This window comes from Phocicoccus schoeneichii (assembly GCF_014635565.1).
In the GTDB taxonomy this organism is placed as follows: domain Bacteria; phylum Bacillota; class Bacilli; order Staphylococcales; family Salinicoccaceae; genus Phocicoccus; species Phocicoccus schoeneichii.
This window is the reverse complement of record NZ_BMDB01000002.1, coordinates 1-20,095: the sequence shown is the minus strand read 5'-3', so window position 1 is coordinate 20,095 and position 20,095 is coordinate 1. Positions and strand designations below refer to the sequence as shown.

General features: G+C 31.3%; 20 protein-coding genes, 1 pseudogene and 1 other annotated feature. Of the genes and pseudogenes, 14 read left to right on the top strand and 7 right to left on the bottom strand.

The window, feature by feature from the left end; translation table 11 throughout:
• The 8 genes from IEU51_RS05115 to murJ are packed head-to-tail and all read left to right on the top strand — an operon-like array spanning window position 1 to window position 7,894.
• The gene (locus tag IEU51_RS05115) at window positions 1-597 is read left to right on the top strand and encodes a YveK family protein (RefSeq protein WP_186088626.1); all 597 of its coding nucleotides are present in this window, start codon (window positions 1-3) and stop codon (window positions 595-597) included.
• A 26-nt stretch (window positions 598-623) separates the two neighbouring features.
• The gene (locus IEU51_RS05110) at window positions 624-1,784 is read left to right on the top strand and encodes an O-antigen ligase family protein (RefSeq protein ID WP_186088627.1); all 1,161 of its coding nucleotides are present in this window, start codon (window positions 624-626) and stop codon (window positions 1,782-1,784) included.
• A gap of 6 nt (window positions 1,785-1,790) precedes the next feature.
• Window positions 1,791-2,888, top strand: a complete 1,098-nt coding sequence (locus IEU51_RS05105) for a glycosyltransferase family 4 protein (protein WP_186088628.1) — start codon at window positions 1,791-1,793, stop codon at window positions 2,886-2,888.
• A 12-nt stretch (window positions 2,889-2,900) separates the two neighbouring features.
• Window positions 2,901-3,590, top strand: a complete 690-nt coding sequence (locus IEU51_RS05100) for a LicD family protein (RefSeq protein WP_188349282.1) — start codon at window positions 2,901-2,903, stop codon at window positions 3,588-3,590.
• Window positions 3,591-3,643: 53 nt separating this feature from the next.
• Complete coding sequence (locus tag IEU51_RS05095) at window positions 3,644-5,077, top strand: lipopolysaccharide biosynthesis protein (RefSeq protein WP_188349281.1); 1,434 nt, start codon at window positions 3,644-3,646, stop codon at window positions 5,075-5,077.
• Window positions 5,078-5,091: 14 nt separating this feature from the next.
• The gene (locus IEU51_RS05090; protein WP_188349280.1) at window positions 5,092-5,661 is read left to right on the top strand and encodes a nucleoside/nucleotide kinase family protein; all 570 of its coding nucleotides are present in this window, start codon (window positions 5,092-5,094) and stop codon (window positions 5,659-5,661) included.
• A gap of 10 nt (window positions 5,662-5,671) precedes the next feature.
• Window positions 5,672-6,376 (top strand): P-loop NTPase fold protein, encoded by a 705-nt coding sequence (locus IEU51_RS05085; protein WP_188349279.1) that lies wholly within the window; start codon window positions 5,672-5,674, stop codon window positions 6,374-6,376.
• 9 nt (window positions 6,377-6,385) lie between these two features.
• Entirely contained in the window at window positions 6,386-7,894 is a 1,509-nt protein-coding gene (gene murJ, locus IEU51_RS05080) for a murein biosynthesis integral membrane protein MurJ (RefSeq protein ID WP_188349278.1), read from the top strand.
• Here murJ and araD read toward each other — a convergent pair.
• Complete coding sequence (araD, locus tag IEU51_RS05075; protein WP_188349277.1) at window positions 7,884-8,594, bottom strand: L-ribulose-5-phosphate 4-epimerase AraD; 711 nt, start codon at window positions 8,592-8,594, stop codon at window positions 7,884-7,886. The two genes, murJ and araD, sit on opposite strands and share 11 nt — an antisense overlap.
• Before the next feature lie 64 nt (window positions 8,595-8,658).
• On the opposite strand from araD, the gene tagD reads away from it, so the two are divergent.
• From tagD to IEU51_RS05050, 5 genes and pseudogenes are all read left to right on the top strand, one after another.
• A complete protein-coding gene (tagD, locus tag IEU51_RS05070) occupies window positions 8,659-9,054 on the top strand; it encodes a glycerol-3-phosphate cytidylyltransferase (RefSeq protein WP_186086633.1) in 396 nt (131 codons plus the stop codon).
• A 12-nt stretch (window positions 9,055-9,066) separates the two neighbouring features.
• A pseudogene (locus tag IEU51_RS05065) lies at window positions 9,067-10,004 on the top strand (NAD-dependent epimerase/dehydratase family protein).
• 203 nt (window positions 10,005-10,207) lie between these two features.
• Entirely contained in the window at window positions 10,208-10,696 is a 489-nt protein-coding gene (locus IEU51_RS05060) for an NUDIX hydrolase (protein ID WP_208455158.1), read from the top strand.
• 66 nt (window positions 10,697-10,762) lie between these two features.
• Window positions 10,763-11,074 (top strand): bifunctional hydroxymethylpyrimidine kinase/phosphomethylpyrimidine kinase, encoded by a 312-nt coding sequence (locus IEU51_RS05055; protein ID WP_308808175.1) that lies wholly within the window; start codon window positions 10,763-10,765, stop codon window positions 11,072-11,074.
• 84 nt (window positions 11,075-11,158) lie between these two features.
• Window positions 11,159-11,407, top strand: a binding site (T-box leader).
• Window positions 11,408-11,556: 149 nt separating this feature from the next.
• The gene (locus tag IEU51_RS05050) at window positions 11,557-12,645 is read left to right on the top strand and encodes a 5-methyltetrahydropteroyltriglutamate--homocysteine S-methyltransferase (RefSeq protein ID WP_186086624.1); all 1,089 of its coding nucleotides are present in this window, start codon (window positions 11,557-11,559) and stop codon (window positions 12,643-12,645) included.
• Between the two features lie 56 nt (window positions 12,646-12,701).
• Here the strand turns inward: IEU51_RS05050 and IEU51_RS05045 are convergent, their stop codons facing one another.
• The 6 genes from IEU51_RS05045 to IEU51_RS05020 all read right to left on the bottom strand — a co-directional run bounded on the left by IEU51_RS05045 (window position 12,702) and on the right by IEU51_RS05020 (window position 18,769).
• Complete coding sequence (locus IEU51_RS05045) at window positions 12,702-13,376, bottom strand: metallophosphoesterase family protein (protein ID WP_186086621.1); 675 nt, start codon at window positions 13,374-13,376, stop codon at window positions 12,702-12,704.
• Between the two features lie 118 nt (window positions 13,377-13,494).
• Window positions 13,495-14,547 (bottom strand): 2,3-butanediol dehydrogenase, encoded by a 1,053-nt coding sequence (locus tag IEU51_RS05040; RefSeq protein ID WP_186086618.1) that lies wholly within the window; start codon window positions 14,545-14,547, stop codon window positions 13,495-13,497.
• 170 nt (window positions 14,548-14,717) lie between these two features.
• Window positions 14,718-15,647 carry a nucleoside hydrolase gene (locus tag IEU51_RS05035; protein ID WP_408634878.1) on the bottom strand — a complete coding sequence of 310 codons (930 nt, stop codon included), beginning with the start codon at window positions 15,645-15,647 and terminating at the stop codon, window positions 14,718-14,720.
• A gap of 96 nt (window positions 15,648-15,743) precedes the next feature.
• A complete protein-coding gene (locus IEU51_RS05030) occupies window positions 15,744-15,935 on the bottom strand; it encodes a CsbD family protein (RefSeq protein ID WP_186086615.1) in 192 nt (63 codons plus the stop codon).
• A 102-nt stretch (window positions 15,936-16,037) separates the two neighbouring features.
• Window positions 16,038-17,432 (bottom strand): L-cystine transporter, encoded by a 1,395-nt coding sequence (locus IEU51_RS05025; protein WP_186086612.1) that lies wholly within the window; start codon window positions 17,430-17,432, stop codon window positions 16,038-16,040.
• Window positions 17,433-17,557: 125 nt separating this feature from the next.
• Window positions 17,558-18,769, bottom strand: coding sequence for an argininosuccinate synthase (locus tag IEU51_RS05020; protein WP_186086609.1), 1,212 nt, complete (start codon window positions 18,767-18,769; stop codon window positions 17,558-17,560).
• 152 nt (window positions 18,770-18,921) lie between these two features.
• Here IEU51_RS05020 and IEU51_RS05015 point away from each other — a divergent pair.
• Window positions 18,922-20,095 (top strand): aldehyde dehydrogenase family protein (locus tag IEU51_RS05015; RefSeq protein ID WP_188349276.1); only part of this gene is annotated, 1,174 nt, incomplete at its 3' end.

The following is a 20,095-nucleotide window of genomic DNA, read 5'->3' as shown; positions in this document are numbered from 1 at the left end:
ATGGAAAAAGAAATTCAACTAAAAGATATTCTGAGATCTCTTAAAAAAGGATGGCTATACTTAATTTTTATTCCACTACTATTTGGAGCGATTGGTTTTCTTTTCAGTAAGTATTATATTACCCCAATATATTCATCTAAAGCCGAATTATTAGTAAACACTGTTCAACAAGATAGTGAAAATCCATTAGATGTAGATACAAATTTAAGATTAATTCCAACATATGAGGGGATTATTAAAAGCTCAAAAGTTCTAGAAACGGCTAGTGAAAATAGTGAAAATGAGTACAAGGAAAGTCAATTAAGAAAAGGGTTAAAAGTAATCACCCATTCTAATAGTCAAATCATTGGATTGGTTATGGAATCTGATTCTCATAAAAAAGCTGTTGAAATGGTCAACTTATATGCAGAAACTGTAAAAGAAGAAATTCCTAAAGTAATGGGGATAGATAATATAAAAATAATGACAGAAGCACGAGTGTCTAAAAACGCTAAACCAATCTCACCGAATATCTTATTTAACACGGCCGTAGCTTATCTAATTGGGTTAGTTTTAGTTGTTCTTGTTAGAATATCATTAATCTATAAAAATTTATAAAAAAATTATAAGAGGTGAAGGTCTTGTTGAAAACAAATAATACAAAACAAAAATATATGAACACATTTTTGTTTTTAATTACTTTGGCTAGTTCAATAGTTTTTATAGAACCTTCACCTTATGACTTATTAATTATTTTATTATTACTAATTTCTTTAATTTTTAGAACATATCGATATTATGATTCTCATTTTTTACCTATTTTTTTGATGGTTTCTTATATAATCACGAATTTAATTTCTTTATTTTTTATAAAAGACATTTCTACTGCCTTTCTGTTTTTTTCGATTACAATGTACTGCATAGTTATGTGGTTAGGGTATGTAGGAATTTTATCGTATTTAGATATCAGGAGTTTACTTACAATATTTAACGCATACACACTTACAGCAGTAGTTGTTTCTGTTATAGGAATTGTTGCTTATTTTTCTAAAATTGAATCATTAGATTTTTTATTATATGGGTCTGCACGTATAAAAAGTTTTTTTAAGGATCCAAATGTTTTTGGTCCTTTTTTAATTCCCCCTGCAGGATATGTCCTCTGGCGCAGTTCGAAAAAAAATATAACCATATTTAAAACTATAATATTAATATTAACTTATATTATATTAACGACTGGCGTATTGCTCAGCTTTTCAAGAGCTGCATGGGGAAATTATGTTATTGTAATGACTTTTTTTATTTTATTTGTTAATAGTAAATACATAAACAAATTAAAATTAATTATAATCTTGATTGCTATTTTAGTCCCTTTTCTGAATTATTTAATAAATAATACAGAAGCTGGAGAACTATTTAATCGTAGAACTTCTCTTCAAACATACGACGAAGATCGTTTTAGCGAACAACAAAAAGCAATAGATTACTTAGAATTATATCCTCTAGGCTTTGGTCCTGGGCAGTCAGAAGAGTTTTTAAAACAATCCACACACAGTTTATATATCAGAGTATTTACTGAAAATGGGTTTATTGGTGGTCTTATCATTATATTATTTTTAATTACCACGCTCCTACGGAGTCTTGTAATAAGTAGACAAGCACCAGAAAAATATAGAGAATTTTATAAATTAGTAACGATATGTATTATTGGGATAATTTTTAATAGTTTTTTTGTAGACACTCTGCATTGGAGGCATTTATGGTTTCTCTTAGCGATTCCATGGATGAATATTAAAAATAAAGGATGAAATCATATGAAAATTATTCAATTCATTACCCATATGAATGAACGTGGTGGTGCGCAAAATCATGTGTTAGAACTATCTAAGGCAATGCATCAAGAGGGCCATGAAGTGATTGTTATGAGTTCTGGTAATTCTGAAATTGTTACTCAACTTGAAAAAGAAGGGATTCAGTATGTACCGATTTCTTCTTTAATAACCCCCATTAATATAATTAAAGACATTTCTTCTTTGTATAAAATAAGAAAAAAAATTAGAGTGTTAGCTCCTGATTTGGTTGCAATACATTCTTCAAAAGCAGGTATTTTAGGAAGAATAGCTGCTTATTCTTTAAATATTCCAACGGTATTCACTGCACATAGTTGGTCATTCTCTCCATTTAACAATTTTTTTAAAAGAAAATTGTTTTTATTCCTTGAGAAATATATTGCTAAAATAACTAATGGGATTATCACTGTCTCATACAATGATTATCTAATTGGATTAAAACATAATATAATAAATAAAAAAGCGACACGAGTCATCCACAATGGTATAGAAGATGTGAGATTTTGCAGGAACGACGACGTAAGAGATACATTACATTTGATTATGGTTTCACGATTTGCTCACCCTAAAGATCATCACCTATTACTAACAGCTTTAAAGAACATAGAGATTGATAATTGGGAATTAACGTTAGTAGGAGACGGACCAAATTTGAATGTTATTAAAGACTATGCCAAACAGTTGGATTTAGATAAAAAAATCATATTTACAGGAGAAAAAAATAATGTGATTCCATATTTAGAAAAATCTGATGTTTTGTTATTAATTAGTAAATCTGAAGGATTGCCGATTAGTATTATAGAAGGTATGAGAGCAAAACTTCCAATAATCGCTTCAGATGTGGGAGGAATCAAAGAGTTGATAGAAAATAAAAAACAAGGGTTACTTGTAAACAATAATGTAGAAGAAATTTCAAATGCGCTTAAAATGTTACTTAATGATAACAAATTATTAAAAAAATATGGTGATTCATCTTATGAAAAATACTTAGAACATTTTACTTTTGATAAGATGTATAAAAAAACAATTAATTTTTATACACATGTTTTAAATAAAAAATAGGAGAGTAAGTACGTGGAAAATTTTATAAAAGATGTTTTTTATCGATTAGGGGTTTATAGATATGCAAAAAAACTATTATTAAAGCCATATCTGTTAATGCAATCGACTGCTTTTAAACGTAATGCAAAGCCTGCTTTAGAAAAAATGACAACCACTTTAACAGAAAATAATTATACATATTGGTTAGAATTTGGTACTTTATTGGGTGCTATTAGAGAAAATAAAATTTTATCACATGATGCAGATATTGATTTAGCCATGCCTAGAGAGGTATATGACGATTACATTGAAAACAAGATAATTAATGCAGGATTTAAAAAAATAAAAGAAGCACGCTTATTAGATAATACTTTAATAGAAGTAACTTTTAAATATAAAACTGCTCAGGTAGATATATTTCTTGCATATAAGAAAAACGATAAAATAATATTTTATGACTACATGACTACAAAAGACTTGAGTCCCAACGAATGCATTAAAAAATATGGTGGTTTGATTGTTTATGAAAATGTAGTAAATAATTTCGAATTAGATAAACATTTGATGTACGAGAAAAAATTACCAATTCCAGCAAACTATCACGAACATTTAATTGAATTATATGGATTGGATTATATATACCCAAATAAAAATTGGAGTGGCGCAGATAGAGAAATAAGAAAAAAAGTTGATTTTTACGCAAAAATTTATTACGAAAGTTAGTGAGATAATTGAATAATACTTTGGCCGAAAAAACGTTTCTAGGAATCATGTGGATGACTATTGGAAAATTCGCACAATTTATTCTACAATTTATATCTTTATTTCTTTTGGTCCGTTTATTGAAACCGGAAGATTTCGGAATTGTCTCAGCAGCAGGAGTTGTAATATCATTAGCAAAACTTTTTTCTTTAATAGGAGTTGGCCCTGTACTAATACAACGTCCTCATATAACTAAATCTCATATAAAAACAGGGTTTACTATTACTCTGATTTTTAGTGTGGCATGTGCTTCTATTATATTTTTCATGTCTGATTTTATAGCAGATTTATTGAATATAAAAGAAACGAGTTTAGTACTAAAATTAATTACTATCATTTTTATAGCTAAGGGTTTCTCTACAATTTCAGAATCTTTGATTCAAAGAGATATGAATTTCAAAATTATTATAAAAATCGATATTATCACATTTATTTTATATTCAAGTTCAGCTATTTTACTTGCTCTATTACATTTTAATTATTGGGCATTGGTGTTGGCATTAATAATTCAAAATGTTTTAAAAGCTATATTATTATATATATATAAACCATATCCTTTAAAATTTCAAATTAATAAAAAAGAATTTAAAGAATTTATTTTTTTTGGGGGTGGATTTACAATTAGCAAGACTGCTAACCAATTAGCTAAGGAATTAGATAAACTTGTTGTAAGTCGATCATTTGGAGCATATACTTTAGGTCAATATGATAGAGCATATCAATTGTTAGTCGCTCCTGCCAATTTGTTTACTAAGATTATAGATGCAGTATTATTTCCAGCTATTTCTAAAATGCAAACTCAGAAAGAAAAAATAGCATACATATATGAAATGAACTTATCATTAATATCCTTTTTGACTATTCCTAGCAGCATACTTATGTATTATTTAGCAGAAGAAATTGTGTATGCTATATATGGGAGTAATTGGATATCTATCGTACCTATTTTTAAAATATTAATTATAGGGTTAATGTTTAGAACGAGTTATAGAATTAGTGATTCTTATATACAAGCACTGGGTTTAGTTTACCAATATTCTGTGATAAAAATAATTTACGCTTTTTTAATATTAGTAGGAGCTTGGTATGGGAAAAATTGGGGAATAGAAGGTGTTAGTATTGGCGTATTATTGGGAATCTTAATTAATTATTTGTTAATGACTATATTAACTATAAAAAATTTAAAAATTTCAATTAAAAAATTAATACTGGCACATAAACCAGTATTTTATGCCATATTAATGGCTTTTTTATCAATAATTATTATGGAAAAAATTACTAGTTTTTTAAATTTGTTATTTATGATAGAGATTTTGTTCACATTTGGTATATATATAATATTTCTATTATTGCTATATTTATTTAACTCAGAGAAATTTTATGGTGAACATTTTTTATGGATTAAAAACCAGATGATGATTCCTTTAAGAAATTTTATAAATAAATAAGAGAGGTATTTATTTTGAAAGAAATTAAAATAGCTTTTATCGGTGTAGATGGCACTGGAAAGTCAACGATCGCAAATATATTAAAAAATAAGTTGGATGAAAAAATTGAAATACAGCATATGGGCGCAAATAAGTCTGCTGAAACAAAATTTAGAAAATATATTGTGCAGAAAAAAAAGGACAACGTATTTTTCAAAATTTTAAGTGGAGTGTCACTCTATTATGATCGATGGTACCGTGTTATAAAAAATGAGAGGAAAAAAGGAGTAATTATTTATGATAGACATCCATTATATAATCCTACAGACGCTAGAAAATTTAAAAGGATTTTAGATAAGGTTATATATTCTTTAATGCCTATGCCACACTTAATTTATTATTTTTATTGTGATGTTAATACTTCTATCCAAAGAAAACCTTCAGAGTTTGAAAGTGAATACTCAATAATAGAACTTAAAAGAAAGAAAAAGATTTTTGATTATAAATATTTAAAAAATAAAAATATAAAAAAAATAAATACAGATCAATTAGGCGAACAGCAAATTATACAAATGATTACTAATGACTTAAAAAATAATGGTTAAGGGAATAGAAATGAAAGTAATTGAATTTACTGGGAATCCAGGTTCTGGAAAAACAGCGTTATATAAAGCATTATATACATCAATGAAAAAAAATAACTTTTGCGTAGATTCAGATGATATCACTAAAATTTTAGGGTTTAAAAGAAAGGTTAAAATAATAAAATATTTGATGTTAATAATTTATATCTTTAAAGAACCTAATCATGCAAAACCCTTTATTCATATTTTTATTGCGCAAAAAAAATATTCATGGCATAATTTTCGTTTTTTAATAAATGCTATGGAACATTTTTATATAGGTTTATTAATTAAAAATGAATATGAGAAAGTCGATTATATAATCTACGATTCAGGTATATTACATAAATTATGGTCTTCTACTAAATACGGTGAGTTGATAGATAGGGCTTATTTCGATAGTCTAGTGAATGAAATATCTATGCATTTGACAATTATAAATATTGAAGTAAAAGTGGGTAAAAGAATATCAATAGAAAGGATGCAAAAGCGTTTGAACAAAACTAGTATTTTCGATCATCTATCTTCGAATGATATGTTAAATGCTTTAACGTCAAATGAGAAACAACTAGAAAAAATGCAAAATGCTATTAATAAAAATAAGAATATTTTAAAAGTTAAACTAAATGGATTAAATTCTATAAATTACAATACCAATATAATTTTAAATGAAATTAATTATAAAACGTTAGGTTAAGGATCTTTAATGAAATTTAAAAAAATCACAATTAGTTTCTTGGTGGTATTTACACTGACAATACTAGCAAAACTTATGGCTTTTCTATCTGAGTTAGTTATAAGTTATTACTTAGGGACTTCTTATAAAGCAGATGCATTCAACACTTTGAATGGAGTTCACTTAATTTTATATCCCATGCTTAGCCTAGGAATATGGGCAGTTTTTTTGCCCGTATACAAAAAAATAAGTGTTACTATTAATGTGAAAGAAGCAGATATTCTAGCCAATAAAATCCTCAATTTATTTATTTTAATATCATTAGTATTTTCCGTAGTTCTATTTTTTTTCGCAGATATTATTGTGGGTATGGTAGCTCCTGGATTTAATCATGAAACTAAATTATTAACTACAGATTTGCTACAAATCGTGTCTATTCAATATGTTTTTATTATTATTGCTTCTATTTATTCAGCAATGTTAGAAGCTCATAAAAAATTTTTCGCGAGTAAAATCAGAGAAATTGTATCATATCTTCCACTATTTATACTTGGATTTTTTTATTACGATGAATATGGAGTAAAGGTTTTTGCCTATGCATTAGTATTTGGCAGTATTTTAAGATTTTTGATCGTATTGCCATTCTTAAATTGGGGATATAAATTTAGAATAGATTTAGATTTAAAAAATAAAAATGTTATTGAAATTTTTAAAAATTTTCCAGCAGCGATTACTAATGCTGCAGTGATACAACTGAATACTTTAGTTGACCGAATATTATCTTCAACTTTAGAAATTGGAGCAGTATCTAGTTTAAGCTATGGACAAAGATTAGTAAATGTCTTCAATGGAATAGTATCTACAGCTATTGCTACGGTATGGTATCCAACCGCAACTGAGTTAGTAGCAAAAAATGAAAAAAGAGAACTTAAAAATCACTTAATAAAAATTATATATTTAATATCTGCTGTGATGATTCCAGTAACTTTTATTTCTGTTTTCTACAGTGCAGATATAGTGAGTACCATTTTTGAACGCGGTGCGTTTGAACAAAAATCTGTTACTTTAACTTCTTTAGCCTTTACTGGATATATCCTAGGGTTATGTTTTTATAGTTATAAAGAAATAATAGATGTCGTTTTTTACTCGAATGGTGATACAAAAATGGTAATGAAAATCAGTATAGTTACTGTTTTATCTAATATAATATTAAATTTAATTCTCATAAACATACTTGGTGTTTTTGGGTTATCTTTGGCGACTTCTTTAGCTTCGATGATTGGATTTATATATTCTTTTTTTAAAATAAAAAAATATGTAAATATACATGCGAGAGAAATCACAAGTGAATTAATTAAAATAATCGTTGCTTCTTTAATTTCTAGTACTATTGCTTATATTATTTATAAATATTTTATGTTTGCGTTGCTGTTAAAACTTTTAAGTAGTGTATTCATTACAATAATATTTTATAGTCTCTTTTTAATTATTTTTAAAGCTAAAACTATAAGAATAATTATTGGTTACATCAAATATTAGAATTATTATTTTGTCCATAAGTTGCACGTGCTCCATTTTTTCTGAGAAAATGTTTATCTAACAAAGTTTGATTAATGGCCTCAAAATTATTAGAGAGTAATTTTGCATTAAATGTCATTTTTGCTACTTCTTCCAAAGCAATAGCATTTTCAAGTGAATCTAAGGCAGATTTTCCCCAAGTAAATGGACCGTGTTGATTAACAAGGACACCCGGTATATCTTGAGGCATTATATTCAAATCTGAAAATATTTCGTAAATAACTCTTCCTGTGTTTCTTTCATAGTTATAAAGAATTTCATTATCTGATAATTTTCTTGTGATTGGAATACTGCCATAAAAATGATCTGCATGAGTTGTTCCGAGTGGAGGAATACTTATTCCAGATTGTGCGAAAGAAGTTGCATACGATGAATGTGTATGTGTAATGCCCTTAATGGTAGGAAATTTATTATACAAATAAAGATGAGTCTCCAAATCGGAAGATGGATTTAAATCGCCATCGATAATTTGTCCATCTAAATTTACGATTACAATATGTTCAGGTTTTAATTGTGAATAGGGGATACCGCTAGGTTTAATGCCAATGACATTTAAATCTTTATCTATCTCACTCACATTTCCCCAAGTTAAAGTAACTAATTGGTTCGTTTCTAGCAATTTATTCGCATCGCTTACATTTTTTTTAAGTTGAAAAAACATAATAATCACTCCTAATAACAATATATCAAATTACAGTGTTATTAGAAATAGAAAGGAAACAATAATGAAAATTATCATCACATATGGTACGTATGATCTACTTCACAAAGGACATTTAAATCTGTTAAGAAGAGCAAAAGAGTTAGGAGATTATTTAATTGTAGGTTTATCCACAGATGAATTTAATAAAGTAAAAAATAAAAAAGCTTATTATAACTATTCTCAAAGAAAGCAATTATTAGAAGCGTTGCGTTTTGTTGACGAAGTCATTCCAGAAGTATCAGATAAAGAGCAAAAGTTAAATGATATTAAAAAATATAATGTACATACATTTGTAATGGGAGACGATTGGAGGGGTGCGTATGATTATTTAAAAGAGTTTTGCGACGTAAAATATCTTCCAAGAACACCTAATATTTCGACTACACGTATTAAAAAAGATTTAAAAAAATTCAAATAATAGGAGATAGAAATGAAGGTTTTAATTACTGGAGGAGCCGGATTTATCGGTTCTCATTTGACTAAAAAATTATCAGGAATAGGAAATAAAGTATATGTGTTAGACAATTTATCAACTGGAAAATTATCTAATATATCTTTTTTACCTAAAGAACAAATTTTTATTGAAAATTTTGAGGATAAACAATTTGTAGAACAACTTATAAAAACATATGATTTTGATTATGTCATTCATTTAGCTGCAGTAGTGAGCGTTGTAGAGACTGTTGACAACCCTTTAAAATCTCATGAAGTCAACGTAAATGCGACTATAAATCTTTTAGAATCTATACGTTTGTATAGCAATAATATAAAAAAATAATTTTTGCTTCGTCAGCAGCTGTATATGGAAGAAACGATCAATTGCCAAAATCTCTTGAATCTAAAATAGATATTCGTTCTCCATATGCGATTCAAAAATTCACTTCAGAGCAGTACATGAAATTATATCATGATTTATATAATCTTCCTACTGTATCATTACGCTTTTTTAATGTGTATGGACCGTTACAAAATCCTTATTCTGATTATTCAGGAGTATTGTCAATTTTAAAGAGAAGTTTTATTAATAAAACTGAATTTAAAATATTTGGAGATGGTCATCAAACTAGAGATTTTATTTATATTGACGATTTAATACGAGGAATCTTAATTGTATTATATAATGAAGAAACAACAGGAAAAATATATAATTTAGGTACAGGGACTTCTATGTCTCTTAATGAAATGTATCTTATATTTAAAAATAAATTTGGTTATGATATTCCTCTTAATTACGTATCACCCCGGAGAGGAGATGTCAAACATTCTGTAGCAGATATTAAACGGATCAAAGAGTTGGGGTTCAAACCTTATCGATCTAGAATAGAAAATTTACACAAATATATATTATTCGATGAAGATAATAAATAGTATTAAAACACAAAAAGAAATGTTTATATTCTCCCTTTAATGTTGATTTTACCACTCAATTTAAAGGGAATTTTTATATAAAAATGATAAACATAAGTTTGAATTTTAAAATTTACAATGAAGTAACAACTAAATTATGCGACATTTTAAAGTTCATAAAACGACCGTTTAATGAGCAGGAATCAGCAGATAGAGAAATATTTTTGAACTGGCTAAATACTGAACAAGATATATTAACGAGAACTAACACTGTCGCACATATTACTGCTTCAGCATGGGTCATAAGTCCAGATAGAAATTATGTATTAATGGCTTATCATAACATTTATGACTCATGGTCTTGGCTTGGTGGACATGCGGATGGAAATCCCGACCTTTTAGAGGTGGCATTAAAAGAAGCAAAAGAAGAAAGTGGAATTGAAGCGGTATATCCTTTATCAAAAGATATTTTTTCTTTGGAAATATTAACTGTTGATGGACATACAAAAAGAGAAAAATATATCCCATCACACCTTCATCTAAACGTGTCTTATTTGTTTGAAGCGGATATGAATCAGCGGTTATTAGTAAATCAAGAAGAAAATAGTGCTGTTGAATGGATTAAAGTGACGGATATTGCTAAAAAATCGAGTGAACCCTGGTTTGTTACACGCATTTATTCAAAACTTATGAAAAAAGTCGAACAACTATAGATACGTAGTGATTATGCTAAATAAGAACATTTGGGGTGCATATTGCTGATATTATACCCATAGAACCTGATACAGATCATAAAAGGTGGCCATATGGACGATTCATATGCGATGGATTTTGTCTCTTTAGAAAAAGATTCATTTTGGTTAAAAACCAATCGTATTCAAACCAATCGCTCTCATGGAACAGGAGATACTTTTTCCTCTTGTCTTTTAGCTGAACTTGCCAAAGGGAATTCACTAAAGGATGCAATTATTACAAGTAAAGATTTTATCTATTGTGCGATAAAAAATGGTATTCACGTGGGACATGGACATGGACCAGTGAACCATTGGACGAAACTAGAAGGAAATCTTGAAATTGTTGTTAAAGATTAAATATAGTTAGTGTTTTCAGATAATTTTAAATAGTCTGTTGACATAAGGCGAAACCATATGCTATATTTATTCTCAATAAATAAGCTAAAACTATTGACGAGGAAAGTAAAAATAAAGGAAACAGTAAAGAGAGTCTTTGGTTGGTGAAAAAAGACAGTGGATATTATTTTGAAAATGGCCTCTGAAGTATTAATTCGAACCACCGGTAAGAGTTAGTCGGGTGCTTCCGTTACAAAGCCAAGGTATACGCGTATTTCACGTCGTACCTGTGAGATGTATTCTCGAGAGGGATGCATAAAAAAGGTGGTAACACGTTACTTGAACGTCCTTTGAATAATTATATTCAAAGGGCGTTTTATTTTTTTAGTCAATAGTTACAAATGGGGCGATTAAAATCAAAAATGACATGCGAAATTCATTAAAGAATTAAATGTTCTAATGCATAAGATAAAAGTATATTAAAAATTTAGGAGATGATTGAAATGACCAAAGGACCATTTAAAGCAGATCATGTAGGAAGTTTACTTAGACCAGAGCGTATTCATAACGCACGTAAAGATTTTAAGGAAGGAAATATATCGAAGGAAACACTATTCCAAATTGAGACTGAGGAAATCAAAAGAGTTGTGGATAAGCAAATTGAAGTAGGCTTAAAAGCAGTAACTGACGGGGAGTTTAGAAGACGATTTTGGCATACAGACTTTTTAGAACAATTAAATGGAATAGAAGGTTACGAGCCTGAACACGGTTATCAGTTCAAAGGAGAGGTTACTGAGGCGTGGAGTATTCGCAATAACGGAAAAATATCTTTTAATGAAAATCACCCACAAATAGAAGAGTTCAAGTTATTTAAAGAAATTGTGGGAGACCGTGCTGTAGCCAAACAAACAATACCAAGTCCAAACCAGTTATTTAATGGCGGAATTCGTGATAAAGAAATTTATTCAGACATAAAAGAATACGCGGATGATATCATAAAAACTTATCAAGATGCAGTACGTGCTTTTTATAATGCAGGGTGCCGCTATTTACAGTTTGACGATGTGTATATCGCAGGTTTAAATGCAGAAGAGTATCTTTGGGGAGACCCTGATCTTACGAGAGAAGAGGCCATTGAGCTTGCACTATATGTTGTGAACACTGTCTTAGAAGAAAAGCCAGATGACTTAGTCATCACAACGCATCTTTGCCGAGGAAACTACCGTTCTAAACATGCGTTTGAAGGAAGTTATGCAAAAGTTGCACCGGTCTTGTTTGCAAAAGAAAAAGTAAATGGATTTTTCTTGGAATATGATGATGATCGATCGGGTGATTTTGTACCATTAAAACATATTCCTAAAGATGGACCAAAAGTCGTTCTTGGACTCTTTACATCTAAGCATGGAGAATTGGAAGACAAAGCATTAATTAAAGAAAGAATTGAAGAAGCATCTCAGTTTGTATCAAAATCACAAATATGTTTATCTCCTCAATGTGGCTTTGCCTCTACGCATCACGGTAATATTTTAACAGAAGAAGAACAATGGAATAAATTACGTTATATTGTTGAACTTGCAGAAGAGTTACTATAATAAAAAAAGACCCTTTATAAAAAAGGGTCTATTTTATACGAATTTCACTTTCATATTTATTTATTTTTTACATACTGGTAACTTTTTTCTGGTAATATAAGACAGTTTAATTGCTGTCCAAAGACAGCACCTCCATCTATACCTATGATATTATTTTTACCAAAGTAAGGTGCATAATTCTTGTCTCCATGTATTCTTCCAGTAGGTGTGTGTCCAAATATAACGGTTTTCTGTCCATCATATGCCTTAAAAAACTGATCTCTTATCCATAAAAGATCATTTTTTGAAGAATCAACGAGCGTTTTACCTGGAACAACTCCAGCATGAACAAAGATGTAATCATCGGTTTCATAAAAAAGATCGAGTGAGCGAATAAATTTAACGTGTTCATGAAATTCTTCTGTATCAGGCAATCGAAACTTTTTAATTGTGGAGTCGTAACTTTGAACGGTTTGTAGTCCACCATTCTTACTGTAGCGTTCTTTTTCAAGCTCGATTCCATCTATAGTGCCTAGGAGCATATCCTCATGATTGCCCATCAGCGTTATTGCACCGCCTTCTTTTAACTCGATAACGCGTTCAATAACACCTTTAGAATGAGGTCCACGATCGATATAATCACCCAAAAGAATAAGTTGATCGTTCGCATTGTTATATTGCACTTTTTCTAAAAGTTGATTTAAAAGTCCAAGTTCTCCATGTATATCACTAATTACAAGAATACGTTTCATGTATGTTTCCACCTTTAAAATTTGTCTTATTTAAATAATATACTCTATATAAATATTTTTAAAGGATATAAAAACTTATAAAAAAACCAGTCACTTGGACTGGTTTTAAACGTTAAGATTACTCATCTCCGCTGAGTTTTACTAAGATTTTTGCTTGGCTTTTATCTTCAATCAGGCGGTTGAAGCCTTTGTCAATTACTTCTTCTAATTCGATTTCTCCAGTAATCATTAAGCTTGGGTCAATTTGACCAGATTCAATCATTTTTACAGTTGCTTCGAAGATATCTGGTTCGTATCCGAGCGAAGAAGAAATTCTCACACCACTCGTAGTAAGGGACATTGGGTTAAAGTCCATTGGCTTTTCAAAAATAGATACAATTGTAACCATACCACGTGGACGTGTAGATTGAACGGATTGTTCTACTGTGACAGGTACTCCTGCAACTTCGAATGTTCTATCCACTCCGTCTGGGTAGAAATTGTGAATGTACTCAACTGGATTCTCTTTTCCTGAGTTTAGTGTATGTGTTGCACCAAATTCTTTTGCTTTTTCGAGTCTTTCATCAGACAAGTCGAATACAAAAATGTCTTTTGCACCTGCTGCACGTGCCGCGAGTACAATAGCAAGGCCGATTGGACCTGCACCGTATATTGCTACTGTTTCTGCAAATTCCATTTCAGATTCTCGAATTGCTTGTAGAGCTACAGCAGTAGGCTCAACCAAAGCACCGATTTTTAAAGAAGTTGTGTCTTTAAGTTTCACGATATTTTTCTTTGGTACCACAACGAAGTCAGCAAACGCACCGTCAGTTCCTAAGCCAATAAATGTACCATCTTTATAGAAATCATATAAGAAATTAGGGTGGAGGTTATTTGTTAAAGCGGGGTTGACGCATACTTTGTCACCAACACTTAACCCTTCGACGCCTTCACCAATTTCTTCAACAACCCCAGAAAACTCATGTCCCATAATAACTGGACGTTCTTTTCCAGTTATTGAGTTCGGTTCGTCACCAGGAATGAAAATTGGTCCGCCAAGATATTCATGTAAGTCAGTACCACAAATACCAGCCCAAGCGACTTTAACTTTTACTAGTCCCGGTTGAACATTTGGTTCTTCCACATTTTCGATACGTACATCTTTTGTATCATAATATACTACAGCTTTCATATAAACATCTCCTCACTTGATTATTTACAACTTAAATATAACATAAAAAGTCTTTAATGTCATTTATTTCGGTATGTTTTTGCAAAAAAATTCACAATGTTTTACACGTCAGATTATAAATGATTAATCAAAAAAACAACTCGAACTTTTAAAATGTTCGAGGCGATTCGTTATTTGTTAAATAACGTGAGTGTATCCATAAATGTATCCCAAAAACGTTCTTGATCTACGCCAGTTGCGAATTTTGTATTCTCTTTCTTACCTGTTGTCTTTAATAAATCTACAACAGTCATACCGTAAGTGGCTTCACCTTTAGTTTCAATCGTGATATTTACCTCTTCCATTGTAAACATGTCTGGATTTAAAAGATACATACATGTGCATGCATCATGTATTGGGCCACCATTGATTCCGAAGAAATCTTTATACGTTTGTCCGAAGAAAATAAGAAGCTCTTTTACAAATTCTGCAACTTCGTTATCAATTTCTCCTACCCGATCAACTATATCATCTGTTGCAATAACTTGGTGTGTAACGTCTAGACCGAATACGGCTAGAGGTATACCACTTGTAAATACGACTTCTGCCGCTTCAGCATCGACAAAGATATTAAACTCAGCAGCTGGAGTCCAGTTACCAAACGTCCCGCCACCCATTAACACAATTTCTTCGATATTATTTTTAATAGAAGGATCTTTAATTAATGCCATAGCTATATTGGTTAATGGACCAGTTGGTACCAGGGTTACTTTTTCTTTTGAATTCTTAACTGTTTCAATTATAAAATCGACAGCGTGCAACACTTCTTCTTTCCGATTCGGGTCAGGTAAAATTGGTCCATCCATTCCTGAATCTCCATGGATTTCTGTAGCAATTTCGATTTCCTTTACAAGTGGACGAGACTGTCCTTTGTAAACAGGTATGTCGCTATTTAACAATTCTAAAACTTTTAGAGCATTAAGTGTATTTTTTTCTACCTCAACGTTACCACCAACAGTTGTAATTCCTAATACATTAAAAATATCGGATTTTGCTGTTGCTATAATAATATTAATTGCATCATCGTGACCTGGATCACAATCTAAAATAATATGTTTCAATGCATGTATCACCTATCCTTTTTTCTTCTATAACAGTATAGCAACAAAATAAAAAAACTGTAATGATTCCTCATTACAGTTATCTCAAAACCTAACTTATTTCTTAAATTTGTCTACAGTTTCATGAATTTTATCTGAAGCTTTTTCAGTCGCTTCTTTTACCTTACCAGAAGCTTTGTCTTTTTTACCTTCGTGCTCAAGGGATTTATCATCAGTTAAGTTACCAACTGTCTCTTTAACGTTTCCTTTTACTTGGTCTAGTTTGCCGTCTTTTCTTTCTTCAACCATTAAAATCACTCCATCTCTCTTTCGTATATAGTTATTATTTCCCTATTTATAGAATTTAAAACATAAAAAAACGGATAGCCATAGTCTATCCGTTTAGTCGATTTAAATACTACTTGCTGTTAATTCATCGTAATCTTGGTCGTCGTAGATTTCTTTGTCTAGTGTACCATCAGTACGCGCTGTAACTGTACCAGCAACCATAGAACCACTAACGTTTAAAGCGGTACGTCCCATATCAATTAAAGGTTCTACAGAAATTAATACTGCTGCAAGTACAACTGGTAAGTTTAAAGTAGATAAAACAATGATAGCCGCGAATGTTGCACCACCACCGACACCAGCAATACCAAGGCTAGCGATTACTGTTACAGCAATTAAAGTGATAATGAACTGTGCATCTACTTCAACCCCTGCAAGTGGGGCTACCATGATTGCAAGCATTGACGGATAAACTCCCGCACAACCATTTTGTCCGATTGATAATCCAAAACTTCCTGCAAAGTTAGCGATTGATGAGGGCACACCTAGTCTTGCAGTTTGAGTTTGAATGTTTAATGGTAAAGACCCTGCGCTTGAACGTGATGTAAATGCAAAAAGCAATGCTTCAGATGCCTTTTTAATATACGTAACTGGATTTAGACCAGTAAGTGCAATAATAATCAATTGAACAACGAACATTGCGATTAGCGCAACATAAGATGCAAGGACGAACATACCGAGATCAACGGCAGCTCTAAAGTCACTTGTTGCGACAGTTACAGACATGATTGCTAAGATACCGTATGGAGTGAGTCGTAAGATAATTTTTACGAGTTCCATAACCCATTCGTTAATAGCAATAATTCCGTTACTTACTTTTTCACCAATTTCAGGCTTGTGTTTCGTTAATTTAATTAATGCAAATCCTAAGAATGCGGCAAATATTACAACTGCAATTGTAGAAGTTGGTCTTCCACCAGTGAAATCTAGGAAAGGATTTGCTGGTAATAATGAAATAAGTTGTTGTGGTAATGTCTGATCTACAACACCTTCTGCGGTAGTTTCAATTGTGATACCACGGTCGTTCTCAGCATCACCAAGGTTGATATTTGATGCGTCTAAGTTAAATAATACGGCTGTTGTAATACCAATAACTGCTGCGATTGCAGTTGTACCAAGTAAGATAGAAATAATCTTAACTCCTGATTTAACAAACTTTTCTTTGACGTCCATTTTTGCAAATGCACCTAAGATAGAGATAAATACAAGAGGGATGACGATCATTTGTAAGAGTCTAACAAAACCAGATCCAACAACGGACATCCAATCAATAGTATTGCTTAATGTAGTACTCTCAGTGCCATAGATGAGTTGTAATACTGCACCAAATATAATCCCAATTCCGAGTGCAATTAAAACTCTGTATGAAAACTTGATGTGTTTTTTTGCCATGAAAAATACCAAACCAAGTAGTCCTAAGAATACAAGAAGGTTAATGATTACTAAAAATATATTCATGATTTGCTCCTTTTCAATTTATAAATCACTGTTTCATATTATACGACAATCTTAATTCCTAGTAAAGTACTATGTTTTAAAAATTTAAAAATAAAAAAAGCAGGCATATACCTGCTTTTTTACCTCTATTTTAACTTTTCGACTGTTATTTTATTATCAAGCATTGATTTAACTTTTGTAGGGAGTCCAAAGATTTCAATGAAACCAACACTTGCTGCTTGATCGAAAGCATCTTCACTTGTGTAAGTTGCGAGTGCTTCATTATATAGACTGTTTTCTGACTTACGCCCAAGGACAGTCACGTTTCCCTTATATAATTGAACTTTCACTTCTCCAGTTACGGGTTGTTGGAGGTCTTTTAAAGTGTTACGTAGTACGTCAGACAATGGAGAATACCACAGTCCATTATAAATCTGCTCTGTATATTTTTGTTCAATGATTGGTTTAAAATGCATGATGTCTTTTGTGAGTGTGATCGTTTCTAAGTCACGCTTTGCTGTAAGAATTACTTTCGCTGCTGGTGTTTCATACACTTCACGTGATTTAATTCCAATCAAGCGGTTTTCCACATGGTCGATTCTCCCGATCCCATGTTTTCCTGCGATGTCGTTTAATGATAAAATCAGTTGCTCCAGTGGATATTCTGTACCATTAATAGCAACAGGTAATCCGGAATTAAAACTGAGTGTCAGTTCTTCTGGTGTATCTTCTGCATCAATTGGGTTTTTAGTTAGTTCGAATGCGTCTTCTGGTGGTGTTTCCCATGGGTTTTCTAAAATCCCACATTCACAACTTCTGCCCCAAAGGTTTTGGTCAATAGAATAAGGAGAGTCATGGTCAATAGGGACTGGAATGTTATGTTTTATAGCATAGTCGATTTCTTCTTCACGGCTCCATGTCCATTCACGGACTGGTGCAATAACTTTAATAGATGGGTCCAGTGCTTTAATTGCAACTTCAAAACGCACTTGGTCATTTCCTTTACCCGTACACCCATGTGCCACGTAATCTGCATTAGTTTCATGTGCGATTTCTACGAGCTTCTTAGAAATTAATGGTCGTGATAATGCACTGACAAGTGGGTATTTATCTTCATACATAGAGTTACCATAGATGGTATAACTCACAAACTCATTCGCGTATTCTAGAGTTGCGTCGATAATATAACAATCGATGGCACCCATGTCTAATGCTTTTTTATATGTGCCTTCAAGATCATTTCCTTCTCCAACATCTAAACACACAGCAATAACGTCAAATCCTTCGTCAATAAGCCATTGAATGGTAACACTTGTATCTAAACCACCAGAGTATGCAAGTACAACTTTTTTCTTCATTTTAATTCACTCTCCTAAGTTGTTAAAAATCTATGTTTATAACTATAACATAATAAAAATTCATAATAAAGAATATTAATTCAATTTTTAGAAAATGGGTTTAAAAGAATTTTAAAAAGGTATTGTGTACTATTAATATAGAGGTGATTTTTGTGAATCCATTTTTAACATTGAATAAGAGTTATATAGATGGAAAATTTGTTTCAGGTTATGGTATGAGTAATTTCGAGAATTTAAATCCATATAATGATGAAATACTGACGACAATTCGACTTGTGTCTAAAAATCAAACAGAACGTGCGCTTAGTGGTGCACGGGTTGCACAAAAAGAGTGGGGCAGACTGCCACGTACGAGAAAAAAGGTTTTGAAGCAGGCGTATAAATTATTTAATAAGAATAAAAGTGACATCATCGACTGTTTAATAAAAGAAACAGGAAGTACGTTTATTAAGGCTGAAGTAGAATTCAGAATGTCGATGATGATATTAAAAGAGTCGATTAAGCTCGTTGATGAAATCGGGTTTGTTGAAGAAAAATCAGGTCTCATTCCAACAAAGACGAATAAGATATATAGAAAACCCAAAGGAGTGATTAGCTCAATTTCTCCATTTAACTTCCCATTCCATCTATCAATGAGAACAATCGCACCAGCCCTTGCACTGGGAAATACAGTTGTGCATAAGCCAGATATTCAAACAGGGATTACGAGTGGTTCTGTATTTGCAAAAGTGTTTCATGATGCAGGAATGCCAACGGGTGTATTTCAATCTATTTTGACAGAGCCAAGTGAGATTGGTGATATGCTTGTGGAACATGATGCAGTAAATTTAGTGAGTTTCACAGGTTCAACAGAAGTAGGAAGACATATTGGAGGACTTGCTGGTAGTCATTTGAAGCAAGTAGCATTAGAACTCGGTGGAAATAGTCCCTTTGTGGTTCTTAAAGATGCAGACATTAAAACAGCGGTACGTGCAGCCGTGATGGGATCATTCCTTCATCAAGGACAAATTTGTATGAGCGTAAATAGGATTATTGTGCATCAAGACATTCATGATACTTTCGTGAAGCAATTTGTGAAAGCAACGAAGAAAATAAAATCCGGAGACCCAGAGAAGAAACGTACATTAGTCGGTCCAATTATCAACAAGACTCAACTAGATAAAACGAAGAATTTCATTGAGATGGCAAAAAGAGAAGGAAAAATGGTACTAGAAGGAGAACAAATTAAAAATGTAATTACGCCTTACATTTTCACAGATATCAAAAACGATAGTGAAATCGCGCAATCCGAACTCTTCTCACCAATCGCACTTATTATTAAAGCGG

Coding starts and splice junctions, on each gene's coding strand:
- IEU51_RS05020 (WP_186086609.1), bottom strand. CDS start 18,769: ATGAAGAAAAAAGTTGTACTTGCATACTCTGGTGGTTTAGATACAAGT.
- tagD (WP_186086633.1), top strand. CDS start 8,659: ATGAAAATTATCATCACATATGGTACGTATGATCTACTTCACAAAGGA.
- IEU51_RS05025 (WP_186086612.1), bottom strand. CDS start 17,432: ATGAATATATTTTTAGTAATCATTAACCTTCTTGTATTCTTAGGACTA.
- IEU51_RS05115 (WP_186088626.1), top strand. CDS start 1: ATGGAAAAAGAAATTCAACTAAAAGATATTCTGAGATCTCTTAAAAAA.
- araD (WP_188349277.1), bottom strand. CDS start 8,594: ATGTTTTTTCAACTTAAAAAAAATGTAAGCGATGCGAATAAATTGCTA.
- IEU51_RS05105 (WP_186088628.1), top strand. CDS start 1,791: ATGAAAATTATTCAATTCATTACCCATATGAATGAACGTGGTGGTGCG.
- murJ (WP_188349278.1), top strand. CDS start 6,386: ATGAAATTTAAAAAAATCACAATTAGTTTCTTGGTGGTATTTACACTG.
- IEU51_RS05050 (WP_186086624.1), top strand. CDS start 11,557: ATGACCAAAGGACCATTTAAAGCAGATCATGTAGGAAGTTTACTTAGA.
- IEU51_RS05045 (WP_186086621.1), bottom strand. CDS start 13,376: ATGAAACGTATTCTTGTAATTAGTGATATACATGGAGAACTTGGACTT.
- IEU51_RS05085 (WP_188349279.1), top strand. CDS start 5,672: ATGAAAGTAATTGAATTTACTGGGAATCCAGGTTCTGGAAAAACAGCG.
- IEU51_RS05040 (WP_186086618.1), bottom strand. CDS start 14,547: ATGAAAGCTGTAGTATATTATGATACAAAAGATGTACGTATCGAAAAT.
- IEU51_RS05095 (WP_188349281.1), top strand. CDS start 3,644: ATGACTATTGGAAAATTCGCACAATTTATTCTACAATTTATATCTTTA.
- IEU51_RS05030 (WP_186086615.1), bottom strand. CDS start 15,935: ATGGTTGAAGAAAGAAAAGACGGCAAACTAGACCAAGTAAAAGGAAAC.